Origin of the sequence: Arthrobacter sp. SD76 (assembly GCF_049726125.1) — a bacterium.
GTDB classification, from domain to species: Bacteria; Actinomycetota; Actinomycetes; order Actinomycetales; family Micrococcaceae; genus Arthrobacter; species Arthrobacter nitrophenolicus.
Genome location: NZ_JBNBLR010000001.1, coordinates 1173148 through 1185862, shown reverse-complemented (window position 1 = coordinate 1185862; position 12715 = coordinate 1173148). Strand labels below are relative to the sequence as shown.

Annotated in this window: 13 protein-coding genes; 5 read left to right on the top strand and 8 right to left on the bottom strand. The window is 67.6% G+C overall.

Annotated features, from left to right (window positions below; all coding sequences use genetic code 11):
* Positions 1 to 67 precede the first annotated feature (67 nt).
* Together xseA and ACPEE0_RS05900 are read left to right on the top strand one after the other, a co-directional pair.
* Positions 68 to 1405, top strand: coding sequence for an exodeoxyribonuclease VII large subunit (gene xseA / locus ACPEE0_RS05905; RefSeq protein WP_009356986.1), 1338 nt, complete (start codon positions 68 to 70; stop codon positions 1403 to 1405).
* Positions 1398 to 1616, top strand: coding sequence for an exodeoxyribonuclease VII small subunit (locus ACPEE0_RS05900; protein ID WP_133345965.1), 219 nt, complete (start codon positions 1398 to 1400; stop codon positions 1614 to 1616). Before xseA ends, ACPEE0_RS05900 begins: the two co-directional genes overlap by 8 nt.
* Before the next feature lie 9 nt (positions 1617 to 1625).
* Here the strand turns inward: ACPEE0_RS05900 and ACPEE0_RS05895 are convergent, their stop codons facing one another.
* The 6 genes from ACPEE0_RS05895 to ACPEE0_RS05870 all read right to left on the bottom strand — a co-directional run bounded on the left by ACPEE0_RS05895 (position 1626) and on the right by ACPEE0_RS05870 (position 7424).
* Entirely contained in the window at positions 1626 to 2480 is an 855-nt protein-coding gene (locus tag ACPEE0_RS05895; RefSeq protein ID WP_009356987.1) for a polyphosphate kinase 2 family protein, read from the bottom strand.
* A gap of 52 nt (positions 2481 to 2532) precedes the next feature.
* Positions 2533 to 3753: a pyridoxal phosphate-dependent aminotransferase gene (locus tag ACPEE0_RS05890; protein WP_354175244.1), complete on the bottom strand. Its 1221-nt coding sequence runs from the start codon at positions 3751 to 3753 to the stop codon at positions 2533 to 2535.
* 140 nt (positions 3754 to 3893) lie between these two features.
* Positions 3894 to 4856, bottom strand: coding sequence for an ABC transporter substrate-binding protein (locus tag ACPEE0_RS05885; RefSeq protein WP_009356988.1), 963 nt, complete (start codon positions 4854 to 4856; stop codon positions 3894 to 3896).
* Positions 4853 to 5596 carry an ABC transporter permease gene (locus tag ACPEE0_RS05880; RefSeq protein WP_009356989.1) on the bottom strand — a complete coding sequence of 248 codons (744 nt, stop codon included), beginning with the start codon at positions 5594 to 5596 and terminating at the stop codon, positions 4853 to 4855. Before ACPEE0_RS05880 ends, ACPEE0_RS05885 begins: the two co-directional genes overlap by 4 nt.
* Positions 5593 to 6324, bottom strand: coding sequence for an ABC transporter permease (locus ACPEE0_RS05875; protein WP_424574143.1), 732 nt, complete (start codon positions 6322 to 6324; stop codon positions 5593 to 5595). The genes ACPEE0_RS05880 and ACPEE0_RS05875 overlap by 4 nt, the downstream gene beginning before the upstream one ends.
* A complete protein-coding gene (locus ACPEE0_RS05870; RefSeq protein ID WP_424574142.1) occupies positions 6324 to 7424 on the bottom strand; it encodes an ABC transporter ATP-binding protein in 1101 nt (366 codons plus the stop codon). Before ACPEE0_RS05870 ends, ACPEE0_RS05875 begins: the two co-directional genes overlap by 1 nt.
* Before the next feature lie 241 nt (positions 7425 to 7665).
* On the opposite strand from ACPEE0_RS05870, the gene ACPEE0_RS05865 reads away from it, so the two are divergent.
* Positions 7666 to 8682 (top strand): pirin family protein, encoded by a 1017-nt coding sequence (locus ACPEE0_RS05865; RefSeq protein ID WP_424574141.1) that lies wholly within the window; start codon positions 7666 to 7668, stop codon positions 8680 to 8682.
* A gap of 15 nt (positions 8683 to 8697) precedes the next feature.
* Here ACPEE0_RS05865 and ACPEE0_RS05860 read toward each other — a convergent pair whose 3' ends face one another.
* Positions 8698 to 9648 carry an N-acetylglucosamine kinase gene (locus ACPEE0_RS05860; RefSeq protein WP_424574140.1) on the bottom strand — a complete coding sequence of 317 codons (951 nt, stop codon included), beginning with the start codon at positions 9646 to 9648 and terminating at the stop codon, positions 8698 to 8700.
* Positions 9649 to 9729: 81 nt separating this feature from the next.
* On the bottom strand, positions 9730 to 10704 hold the full coding sequence (locus ACPEE0_RS05855) for a LysR family transcriptional regulator (RefSeq protein ID WP_424574139.1): 975 nt from the start codon (positions 10702 to 10704) through the stop codon (positions 9730 to 9732).
* Positions 10705 to 10810: 106 nt separating this feature from the next.
* On the opposite strand from ACPEE0_RS05855, the gene ACPEE0_RS05850 reads away from it, so the two are divergent.
* Positions 10811 to 12052 (top strand): MFS transporter, encoded by a 1242-nt coding sequence (locus ACPEE0_RS05850; protein WP_424574138.1) that lies wholly within the window; start codon positions 10811 to 10813, stop codon positions 12050 to 12052.
* 159 nt (positions 12053 to 12211) lie between these two features.
* Positions 12212 to 12715, top strand: a complete 504-nt coding sequence (locus ACPEE0_RS05845) for an Lrp/AsnC family transcriptional regulator (protein WP_009356995.1) — start codon at positions 12212 to 12214, stop codon at positions 12713 to 12715.

The window sequence follows — 12715 nt, the reverse complement described above, 5'->3', positions numbered from 1 at the left end:
TGAATGGCCGCCGTACAACAGACGAAGGACCCCATGCCCGCAGCTCCAGTCCCGCAAGGGCGTTTGCATGTCTGACCAGGCTTCCCTTCCCGGCACCGCACCCTCCACGCTGCCTGCGACGGCCGCTGAAACCACCCCGGACAACCCCTGGCCGCTGCAGTTGCTCTCGCAGAAGCTCAAGGCCCACATCGACAGGACGCCCTCCGCGTGGGTTGAAGGCCAGGTCATCGAGCTGAACCGGCGCGGAAGCAACGCCTACCTGACGCTGCGGGATGTTGATGCCGAAGTTTCCCTGCCCGCCTCGGTCTGGACCAAGGTACTGGAGCGGCAGAACCTGCCCCTTGAACGCGGATCGCGCGTGGTGGCCCTGCTGAAACCCGAATTCTGGATGAAGACAGGCCGGCTCAATATGCTGGTCCGCGACATCCGGCCGGTGGGCCTGGGTGATTTGCTGGCGCGGATTGAACGGCTCCGGCAGGCCCTCTCCGCTGAAGGGCTCTTCGCCGATTCACGCAAGAAACCGCTCCCCCTGCTGCCGCACCGGATCGGCCTGATCACCGGCCGGGACTCGGACGCCAAGAAGGACGTCCTGCGGAACGCCGCGCTGCGGTGGCCAGCGGTGGAGTTTGAAATCAGGGAAGTGGCCGTCCAGGGCAACGCTGCGGTGTCGCAGGTAGTCCGGGCCCTCCGCGAGCTGGATGCCCACCCCGTGGTGGACGTCATTGTGATCGCCCGCGGCGGCGGCGCACTCGAGGACCTGCTCCCGTTCAACAGCGAGGAACTGATCCGGGCCGTGGCGGCGGCGGCCACCCCGGTGGTAAGTGCCATCGGGCACGAGGCGGACCGGCCGCTGCTGGACGACGTCGCCGACCTGCGGGCGTCCACGCCCACGGATGCAGCCAAACGGATTGTCCCGGAGGTGTCCGAGGAACTGGCCGGCGTCCGGCAGGCGCGGGAACAGCTACGCCGCTGCATAGACCGCCTGGTGGACCGGGAAGCGGACAGGCTTGCCTCGTTGCGCTCCCGCCCCGTCCTGGCGTCTCCGGAAGGGCTGGTCACTGTCAGGGCGGAGGAGATCGAGCGGCTGCTGAGGCGGTCGTCGGCGGCCGTGAACTCCACCGTGGTCCGGGCTGCGGACCAGCTGGAACACCTCAAGGCGCAGGTGCGGGCATTGTCGCCGCAGAAGACACTCGACCGCGGGTACGCCGTCGTCGAACTCTCAGGTGGACAGGCGGCGCCCACTGCGGTTGCCGGCCACGCTGTGGTCCGCCGCCCGGCGGATGCACCGGCAGGCTCACCGCTTTCCATCCGGGTGGCGGAAGGGCGCTTCGGCGCCACCTCCACCGGAACGGGCAGCCCTGCTGCGGACACGGACGAACTTCAGGAAGGAGACGCTCATGAGTGAGCAGACAACAGACGCCGGGATCGCGGGCCTGAGCTACGAGGAGGCACGCGAGCAGCTCATCGCCGTCGTGGGCCGGCTCGAGGCCGGAGGCGCCAGCCTCGAAGAGTCGCTGGCGCTGTGGGAGCGGGGCGAAGCCCTGGCCACCCGATGCGAGGAATGGCTGGAAGGGGCAAGGAAGCGGCTGGCCGCTGCCCGCGACCAGCCGCTCTAACAGGCACGCTCAGGAGCGGAGGATCAGTTCCCGCTCGGTGGGAACGTCGAACTCGGCTTTGGGCCACTCAAGGTGCAGGTCTTCCAGGGCGCCCAGGAGCAGTTGTTGCACGGCGATCCGGGCGTACCACTTCTTGTTGGCCGGAACCACGTGCCAGGGAGCGTCCGGAGTGCTTGTCTCCTCGATGGCCGACTGGTACGCGTTCATGTAGTCCTCCCAGAACGCGCGTTCGTCGAGGTCCCCCCGGTTGTATTTCCAGTGCTTTTCCGGGTTGTCCAGCCGGGCCAGCAGCCTCTCTTTCTGCTCCTTGCCGCTGATGTGGAGCATCACCTTCACCACCTTGGTACCGGAGTCGGTCAGCCGGTCCTCGAATTCCCTGATCGCCGCGTAGCGGCGTTTGATCTCGTCGGGGCTGGCCCAGCCGTGCACCCGGTGGATCAGGACGTCCTCGTAGTGGGACCGGTCGAAGACGCCCACCATGCCGGCGGCCGGCACTTCCTTCTCGATCCGCCAGAGGAAATCGTAGGACTTCTCCTCGTCAGTGGGTGCCTTGAAGGCCTTGAACTGGACACCCTGGGGATCCATGGCCGCCATGACGTGCTTGACGATCCCGCCCTTGCCGGCGGTGTCCATGGCCTGGAGGATCAGCAGGATCCGCTTCCGGCCGCCGAAACGGGACTCGGCGAACAGCTTTTCCTGCAACTCGGTGAGCTCGTCGTCCATGTCTGCCAGCAGGAGCCGGCCGTCCTCCTTGGTGCCGCTGTAGCCGGGAGTGGAGTCCGGATCGACGTCGGAGAGGGAAAACCCGTCCCCTACCCGAAGGGTTTCAGAAGGATGCTGATCGAAGCGAATGACGCCGGCCATGGGGGGATCCTTTCCGCGAGGTGCCACGGGACTCAAAGCCCGTGTGCACAGGCTAGTTCCCCTGGTACCTGCTCAGGAAGTCCCCCATCCGGCCAACAGCTTCCTCGATGTCCTTGACGTTGGGGAGCGTGACCATGCGGAAATGGTCCGGACGCACCCAGTTGAACGCGCGGCCGTGGGACACCAGGATCTTCTGCTCCTTGAGGAGGTCCAGGACAAACTTCTCGTCGTCCCGGATGTGGTAGACCTCGGGGTCAAGCTTCGGGAAGAGGTACAGGGCGCCGCGGGCCTGCTGCGTGCTCACGCCGGGGATGGCGTTCAGCATGTCGTAGGCCTTGTTGCGCTGCTCCAGCAGGCGGCCGCCGGGCAGGATCAGGTCGTTGATGCTCTGGTATCCGCCCAGCGCCGTCTGGATGGCGTGCTGCGCCGGGACGTTGGCGCACAGCCGCATGTTGGCCAGCAGGCTGATGCCTTCAAGGTAGTCGGCGGCGTCCTTCTTGGGGCCGGAGATGGCCATCCAGCCCGCGCGGTAGCCGCACACCCGGTACGCCTTGGACAGCCCGCTGAAGGTCAGGCACAGGACGTGGTCGCCGGTGAGGCCGGCGAGGTTGATGTGGACGGCGTCCTCGTACAGGATCTTTTCGTAGATCTCGTCGGCGAAGATCACCAACCCGTGCTTCTCAGCCAGGGCAACGATGCGCTTGAGCGTCTCCTCCGGGTACACGGCGCCGGTGGGGTTGTTCGGGTTGATCACCACGATGCCCTTGGTCCGGGGCGTGATCTTGGCTTCCAGGTCCTCCAGGTCGGGCTGCCAGCCGGATTCCTCGTCGCAGAGGTAGTGCACGGGTTTTCCGCTGGCCAGCGCGACGGAGGCGGTCCAGAGCGGGTAGTCCGGGGTGGGGATGAGGACTTCGTCGCCGTCGTCCAGCAGCGCCATCAGGGACATGGTGATGAGTTCGCTGACGCCGTTGCCCAGGTAGATGTCGTCCACGTGGATGTTCTGGATGCCGCGGGTCTGGTAGTACTGCGAGACGGCCGTCCGTGCGGAGAAGATGCCGCGGGAGTCGCTGTAGCCCTGGGCGTGGGGCAGGTGGCGGATCATGTCCACCAGGATGGCGTCGGGGGCCTCGAAGCCGAACGGTGCGGGGTTGCCGATGTTCAGCTTGAGGATCCGGTGGCCCTCCGCTTCCATCTGCTGGGCGGCTTGCAGGATCGGTCCACGGATGTCGTAAAGGACGTTGTTGAGCTTCGTGGACTGCCTGAATTCTGCCATCCCTCAAATATGCCACAGGAAGGATGCACGGCTGTTGAGACCTCGCCCACACGCACGACGGCGGCTGCCGGACTTCGGAAAGTCCGGCAGCCGCCGTCGTTATGACCGTGCGGAAGGCCCGGCGGGCGCGTGAAAGGCCCCTACTTGAGGATGCCCTTATCCTTCAGCCAGGCTTCGGCTGCTTCCTTGGCACCCTGCTTCTGGCTGCCGCTGACAGCACGGTTGAGGTTGATCAGGTCCTCGGTGGTCAGCTGGCTGGACACGTTGTTCAGCGCTTCCTTGGCCTTGTCCGTCATCTTGGCCTCGTTGTACAGCGGGATGACCTGCTGGGCGATGAAGTTGTTCTTCGGGTCCTCCAGGACCACCAGGTCGTTGTCGGCGATGGACGGGGTGGTGGTGTAGATGTCGGCCACCTGGACCTGGTCCTCCAGCAGCGCCTTCAGGGTCAGCGGCCCGCCGCCGTCGCTGAAGGGCTCCAGCTTCTTCGGCTCGCAGTTGTAGTTCTCCTTCAGGCCGGGCAGCCCGTAGGCACGCTCGGCGAAAGTGGCCGGGGCCCCGACAGTGATCTCGCTGCAGACCTTTGCGAGGTCCTCGATGGACTTCAGCTGGTACTTCTCGGCCGTTGCCTTGGTGACCACCATGGCGTCCTTGTTTTCCGCCTTGGACGCGTCCAGCACGGCCAGGCCGTCCGGCAGCTTGTCCGGAAGGGCCTTGGCGATGTCCTCGGCCGACTCCTCCGTGGCTGCCTTGTCGACGTGCAGCAGCAGGTTGCCGGTGTAGTCCGGGACAACGTCAACGGAACCGTCCTGGACGGCCTTGAAGTAGACCTCACGGGAGCCGATGTTCGGCTTGGTGGTGGCGGTGACGCCGGCGGCGTTCAGTGCCCCCGCGTACAGTTCGGCGATGATCTGGCTCTCCGGGAAGTCAGCGGAGCCGACCACCAGGGAGGTTGCTTCGCCGGATGCTCCGCCCGTGGTTTCCGGAGCCTCGCTCAGGGGGTCTGACGAACCGCCGCATGCGGACAGCGCCATTGCCAGGCCGAGTCCTGCGGCCAGCCCGCCAAATGTCCGCCTGCCCAGGCGTGGGTGACGGCTTTGTTTCATGGTTTACCTCCTTGGACAACAGGCTCCGTGGCTACGGGGTCTGTGAGATCGGCCGCAGCCTGCTGGCTGCGGCGGGACTGCCCTGCTGCCCCTGGTGTCAGGAACAGCCGCTGGAACAGGGACAAAACAAGGTCGACGGCGATGGCCAGCGCTGCGATGAGCAGTGACCCTCCCAGCATCTGCGGGAAGTCGCTGAGGACCAGCCCGTCGAAGAGGTACCGGCCCAGGCCGCCGAGGTTGATGTATGCAACCACAGAGACGGTGGCGATCACCTGCAGCACACCGGTCCGGAAACCTCCGAACATTACCGTCAGGGCGTTGGGGAGCTCCGCGCGGAACAGGACCTGGAGCTCGGTCATCCCCATGGCGCGGGCGGCGTCCACCACGTTCCGGTCCACGCTGGAAATCCCTGCATAGGTCCCGGCCAGGAGCGGCGGCACGGTCAGGATCACCAGCGCCCAGACCGGCGGCATGAGGCCGATCCCGGCGAGCAGGACGAAGAGCGTCAGCAGGCCGAGTGTGGGCAGGGCCCGCAAGGCCCCTGCCAGCGCCACGATCGCCACCCGGCCCCTGCCGGTATGTCCGACATACATGCCCACGGGGACCGCGATGGCCACGGCAATCAGCATGACCAGGCCCGTGTACTGGAGGTGCTCACCCAGCCTCGCCGGGATGCCGGCGGCGCCGGTCCAGTTTTCCGGGTCGGCCAGCCAGGCAAAGGTATCGCTGAAGACGCTCACGCGTTTCCACCTCCGGTCCTCGGAGCGGCGAGCCTTGCCTCCGCGGATGCAGGCTCGAGCCTGCCTGCGGCCAGGGGCTGCGGGCCACGTCCCTTCCCGGCGCGCTCCCACGGGGTCAGGATGCGCTCCAGCAGGACCAGCAGCGCGTCCATGACCAGCGCCAGCACCAGGATGGCGATGATTCCCACCACCACCTCGGTCACGAAGTCCCGCTGCAGGCCTGAGGTGAACAGCATGCCCAGGTTTCCGATGCCCAGCAGGGCGGCGACGCTGACCAGGGAGATGTTGCTGACGGAGACCACCCGCAGGCCGGCGAACAGGACCGGAAGGGACAGCGGCAGGTCAACCTGAAGGAACCGTGCCAGCGGCTTGTAGCCCATGGCCACGGCGGCCTGGCTGATCTCGGCGTCCACGGAATCGAAGGCGTCCAGGGCGGCGCGGACCAGCAGCGCAATGGCGTAGATGGTCAGGGCCACCACCACGTTGAGCGGATCCAGGATCCGCGTGCCCAGGATGGTGGGCAGGATGATGAAAAGGGCCAGCGACGGAATGGTGTAAAGCAGCGAGGATGCGGTCAGCACCACGGAGCGGAGTGCGCGGTGCTGCCGGGCGAGCTGGGCCAGCGGGATGGAAATCAGCAGGCCCAGGACCATGGGCACAATAGCCAGCACCATGTGCTGGCCTGCGCGTTCAAAGACCATGCCGCTGTTGGCGAGGAACCACTCCATCAGAGTGCGGCCTGCCGCAGCTGGCGTGCTTCCTCGATCAGCGCCAGGACTTCGCCGCCCCGGACGGCGCCCAGCACCTTGCCTTCCGAATCCACTGCCACACCCAGGCCCGACGGCGACGACAGGGCCGCGTCGAGCGCCTTCCGCAGGCTTTCGCCGGGCCGGAACAGGGAACCGCCGGGAATCAGTCCGGTATCGGTGCCGGGGGTCGACCAGCCGAGCGGGCGCATGTCCTGGTCCACCACCAGCTGCCAGCCGCCGGCTGCTGCCGGGTCGGACTCCGGGCCGGACGGGCCGCTGACGATGGTGGGCACCGGGTGGAGCGTGACGCCGTCGGACGAGGTAAAGCCCAAGTGCCGGAAGCCCCGGTCCCGGCCCACGAAGGAGGCCACGAAATCGTTGGCCGGCGCCCGCAGGATCTCCTCCGGCGTGGCGTACTGGGCGAGCCTGCCGCCCACGGCGAAGACCGCCACCCTGTCCCCCAGCGTGGTGGCCTCGTCAATATCGTGGGTGACGAAGACGATGGTCTTGGCCAGGTCCTTCTGCAGCCGCAGCAGCTCCTGCTGCAGTTCGTCGCGGACCACCGGGTCCACGGCGCTGAAGGGTTCATCCATGAGCAGGACCGGCGGATCCGCGGCGAGGGCGCGGGCCACGCCGACGCGCTGCTGCTGGCCGCCGGAAAGCTGGGAGGGGTACCGCTTGGCCAGGGGGCGGGCCAGGCCCACCACGTCCAGGAGTTCCTCGGCGCGCCTGCGGGCGTCCGCCTTGGGCACCCCGTTCAGCCGGGGCACGGTGGCGATGTTGTCCAGCACCGTGCGGTGCGGCAGCAGGCCGGCGGACTGCATGACGTACCCCATGGAGCGCCGCAGCTCGGCGGCCGGCACGGAGGTGACATCCCGGCCGCCCACCGTGATGGTGCCGCTGGTGGGTTCCACCATCCGGTTGATCAAGCGCAGCGAGGTGGTCTTGCCGCAGCCTGATGGGCCGACGAAGACCGTGATGGTGCCTTTGGCGATGGACAGCGAAAGGTTGTCGACGGCCGGCTGCCCGCCCTGGTACTGCTTGGTAACGCTCTGGAACTCGATCATCGCCTGGTCCATGGTGCGGACTTACCTGTTCTGTTGGACGGCATCTGAATGCACGCGACATTGTCATCAGCACGCTGATAGTTACGGTAACCCAATCCGGGGCCGGCATCACCGGTGGCGGCACCTAATCCGCGCAAAGGATTCCCTACTGTGACCATTCGGAGCCGCACGTGTTGCGGACTGGCGCAGATCCCGATCACGCGGCGTTGGGGAAGCACTGAACGGCCCGCCTGCACCGGCCTAGAGTTGGAGGGTGACCAACTTGGAGATTTCACCCCAGCAGGAAGTCTGTCCGCCCGCGAGCGCCGAGGGGAGTCCAGGACCCTGCCTGCAGCTGTGGCCGGAGCGTGAAGTCCCGCTGGGCGGGGTGCGCGCCATGAATGTCCAGCGGACCCTGCCCCAGCGCGGCCTTCCCACCATCGGGGCGTGGTGCTTCCTGGACAGTTTCGGCCCTGACCGGACGGCGATGTCCGTCCTGCCGCATCCGCACATCGGGCTGCAGACGGTCACCTGGCCGCTGGCCGGGCATATCCGGCACCGGGACAGCGTGGGCAGCGATGTTGTGGTCCGGCCCGGCGAGTTGAACATCATGACGGCAGGGCACGGTGTCTCGCACTCGGAGTTTGCCGTGCTCCCGCCTGCCGGCGGGGAATTGCCGCCGCAGCGCGGCCTCCAGCTCTGGGTGGCGCTGCCCGACGGCGAGCGCCACCGCGGGCCTGCGTTCGAGCAGCACCGGGAACTGCCCAAGGCCAGCGGCGCCGGCTTTACCGCAACGGTCATGGTGGGAGAACTGGCCGGCGTGGCCTCCCCCGCCACCATGTACTCGCCCATCGTGGGAGCCGACGTGTCCTGTGAAGGTGCCGCGGTGCTCCCGCTGAATACGGACTTTGAGCATGGCATCCTGGTGCTCGACGGCGGGCTGACGCTGGACGGGCAGGAACTTCGTCCCGGGCCGCTGGGCTACCTGGGCACTGGCCGGGAGGAACTGCGGCTGCAGGCTCTGCCGGGCACCCGCTTCCTGCTCATCGGCGGCGAGCCGTTCGAGGAGGAACTGCTGATGTGGTGGAACTTCGTGGGCCGGACACACGACGAGGTGGAACAGGCACGTGAGGACTGGGAAGCCCAGGCCGAATTGTCCGTAGCTGACGCGCAGTCCGCCAGGTACGGCCTGGTGCCCGGCCACGGACCCGGTGCGGGCGCCGAAGCGGGGCGCATCCCCGCACCCCCGCTGCCGGCGGTGCGGCTCACTCCCCGGAAGCGGGCCGTCTGATTCGGCCGAGCCGCCTCAGACCGGCTCCGCCAGCAGCTGCAGCACCCCGAATACGGGTTCCTGGTCCAGGACCCGTACATCTGTGGCGCCGGCACTGGAAAGGTGCCGGCGGAAGGAATCCTGCAGTGGTTCCACGTTCATTCCCAGCCCGCCGCCCAGGATGACCGGGCCGTCGAGTCCTATCTGACGGAGCACCTGCAGGGCCAGGTCCGCGAGGTCCCGGCCGGCCTGGTCCAGCATGGCCTGGCTGCCCGGGTGCCCGGCGGCTGCTGCCGCCACCACGTGCCCTGCCTGCTGGGCCCAAAAGCGGCGTCCGGTGTCCGGGGAGTGGAACAGCGCGATGAGCCGGTTGGGATGATCCACTCCGCAGGACTGCAGCAGGGCGGTGGTGAGTTCGTCCGCGGGGAGTCCCTGGTTCATCCGCCGGAGGCTGTGCCGCACGGCTTCGCGGCCCAGCCAGTACCCGCTGCCTTCATCACCCAGCAGGTAGCCCCAGCCTCCTGCCCGGGCCTCGCCGCCGTCGGCGTTCCTTCCCCAGGCTGCCGAACCGGTCCCGGCGATCACTGCCACCCCGGTGCTGGCATGGCCTGCTGCGAGCAGGAGCCGCGAGTCGTGCACCACTGTGACCAGGGCATCCGGGACGTGCGGCTGGATCAGCGATGCCAGGGCAGCCGCATCCTCTTCCGTGTCGATCCCGCCTGATCCGGCATACACCCGCGAGACGGTTCCGCCGCCAATCCGGCCGAAGAGGTCTGCGATGTTGCGGGCGGCCTCCTCCCGGCTGACGTTCTGCACGTTCGAGCTGCCTGCAGACTCGTCCGCAACAGGCACCCCGTCCTCGAACCGGATGCCGTGGGTCTTGGTTCCACCGATATCCAGGCCAATCACGACGCCGGCGAGCGGGTTGGGTGCGGACGCCACAGTCTTGTCGGTGGGCAGTGCGGAGGGGTTTTCGGTGTTGGTCACGTCACAAGGTTACTGGCCGGCGCGGCTGCCAACCTGCCGGGACTGGCCCGGGCGTCGTGGTGCGTGCCCGCTCCCTCCGGCTCAGCCGGTGCGCTGCCTGACCAGTCCTGCCAGCAGCTGGGGTCCCTCGCCGACCACCATGTCCCGGAAAAGCCGCACCGGCACCGGTTCGGCGCCGGTCTTCCTGCGGCGCCAGCTCAAGCCCACTTCCCGGAAGGCCAGGGGTGAATCGAGGGGAACCTCCGCCCAGCCAAGGTTTCCGGTCTCCCGGCTGACGGTCCTGCCCGGCGCATCCCCTCCGGGCGGCAGGATGCTCACGCCGAGCCCGGCGGACACGAGGCCACGGACCGTGTGCGAATCCTGGCTTTCAAAGGCAATGCGCGGCCGGTACCCCGCCTCCCGGAACAGTGCATCCGTCAGCGACCGCAAGCCGTAACCGGGCTCGAGTGCCACAAAGGGTTCCGTCCTGATATCCGCCAACGCCGCCGACTGCCGGCCCGTGAGCGGATGGCTGTGATGCACCACGAGGCGCAGCGGTTCCCGATACAGCGGCGCGGACTCCAGGTGCGTGCCGTCGGCACCCACCGGGGCCGTGAGGGCCAGGTCTGCCTCCCCGGCCGCCAGCTCCTCAAGGCAAGCGTTCCGTGAACCCTGGCTCAAGGTGAACACAGCGCCGGGATGCCGGCTCCGGAAGGCGCTGATAAGCAGCGGCAGCGTGGCCTCGCCGAAAGTGTGCTGGAACGCTACGGAGATCCTGCCCCGGACTACCGACGATTCCTCACGCACCAGATCCAGTCCCGTCTGGAATTCGGTGAGTGCCTGTTCGATATAAGGCAGGAGCGTCCGGGCAGCAGGGGTGAGCCGGACTCCCCTGCCGTCCCGCACCAACAGTTCCGTGCCGACGGCGGCGCTGGCCCGTGCCAGTGCCCTGCTCACCGTGGACTGGGGCACTCCGAGAAGTTCAGCCGTTTCAGTCACGTGCTCCGTCCGGCCCAGCTCGGCGAGCACGGGCAGGAGGGGAAGCAGCTGCGCCAGCTGCCTGTGGTCTGCCTGCATGTCCCCTGCTCCCTCGCTGCGTATCGTATTTCAATCCGCTTCTGCTATCAGTTTTCCACGACTTATGCATTGGAGGCATGTGTGGGGCCGGGCCTAGGCTTAGGAAATGGCCTGTGAAGCACGCGTGAGCGGCAACCCACCACTCCCCTGCTGGGACGGGCACGCCAAGGGGTCCCGGGCCTACGGCCGGATCCTGGCCGGATTGTCCTTCGCCGGAGTGGCGACCTTCGCACAGCTCTACTCCACCCAGGCCGTCCTTCCCCTGCTGGCGGCCGACCTGCGCATCACCGCGGCCGAGGCCGCGCTCACCATCTCGCTGGCCACCGTGGGCCTCGCCGTCACCGTGATCCCCTGGTCCTTCCTCGCCGACCGGATCGGACGGGTCAAGGCCATGACCTGGGGCATCTCGATCGCCACGGTTCTTGGCCTGCTGGTGCCGCTGTCCACGAGCTTCGGAATGCTCCTTGCACTGCGGCTGCTGGAAGGAATGGCCTTGGGCGGGATCCCTGCCATCGCCATCGCCTACCTCAACGAGGAAGTGACCAAGGCACACGCCGCCCTGGCTGCGGGCAGCTACGTCGCCGGCACCACCCTCGGCGGCCTCGCCGGCCGCCTGGTGGCGGGACCGGCCGGTGAGCTGTGGGGCTGGCGTGCCGCGGCGCTGGCCGTTTCCATCCTGGCCACCCTTGCCGCCGTTGCCTTCCTGATCCTGGTGCCAAGGGCCCGGGGCTTCGTCTCGTCACCGGCGGCAGGACTGGGCAGTGCGTTCAGGACCCTCGGCGGGCACCTTGGCAACATCAGGCTGCTAGCCCTGTACGTCCAGGCGTTCCTGATGATGGGCGGTTTCGTGGCCGTCTACAACTACCTCGGCTTCCGGCTGTCCGGTGCCCCCTTCAGCCTGCCAGCCACACTGATCAGCCTCATCTTCCTGGCCTACCTGTCTGGAACCGTGTCTTCACGCTGGGTCGCCGGGCTGACCACACGCTTTGGGCGGCGGAACGTCCTGCTGGCCGGGCTGGCCCTTTCGACGGCGGGACTCGCCCTGACGCTTGTTCCCTACCTTCCGCTCATCCTCGCCGGGCTGGTGGTGTTCACGGGCGGCTTCTTCGCCGCGCACAGCATCGGGGCCGGCTGGACCGGAGCCATCGCCAGCAGCGGCCGTGCGCAGGCGGCGTCCCTGTACAACCTGGCCTATTACCTGGGGTCAAGCGTCATCGGGTGGGCCGGCGGGCTCGTTTTCCAGTCCTTGGGCTGGCAGGCCCTCGCGGCAGGGGTCATGGTCCTTGCCTGCCTGACCGCGGCCGCCGTCGCCGTCGTACATCCCCGCGCGCAAGGTGCAGGCGGCTGACCGGCCGGGATGCGCGGCGCCCGGTTCAAGGGGCAGCGAATTAACCGCTCGGGACGGCCGTGCTACGGATGCTGATATTCGGCGGGACCCGCAGGAAAGGGCATCTTGGCGCAGATTCAGCGGTCTAGGATGAATGCAGGACCGTTGGAAGGAACAGCAGTGACCACCAATCCCAGGAACATCAGGCCGGGAGCGCACCTGGAGCCGCTGGATGCCATTGACGAGCGGCTGCTCGAAGCCCTGGTGAACGACGCCAGGATCTCCAACAAGCAGCTCGCCGAACTGGTGGGGATCGCCCCATCCACCGCCCTGATGCGGACCCGCGCCTTGTCCGAACGGGGCATCGTGCAGGGCTACGAGGCGAAGCTCAACCTGTCCGCCATCGGCCGGTCAGTCCAGGCACTTGTTGCGGTGCGGCTCCGCGCCCACGACCGTGACCAGATCGACCGGTTCACTTCCCGCGTTCCGCACCTGCCGGCGGTGCTGTCCACGTTCCACACCTCGGGTTCCGTGGACTACCTGCTGCATATCGCCGTCGGAAGCACGGAGGACCTACGGGACTGGGTGCTGGACAACCTCGCCACGGACCCGGTGGTGGGGCACACCGAAACCACCCTCGTATTCGAACACATCCAGGGCAACCACGGGCCGCTCCCGGAGTAA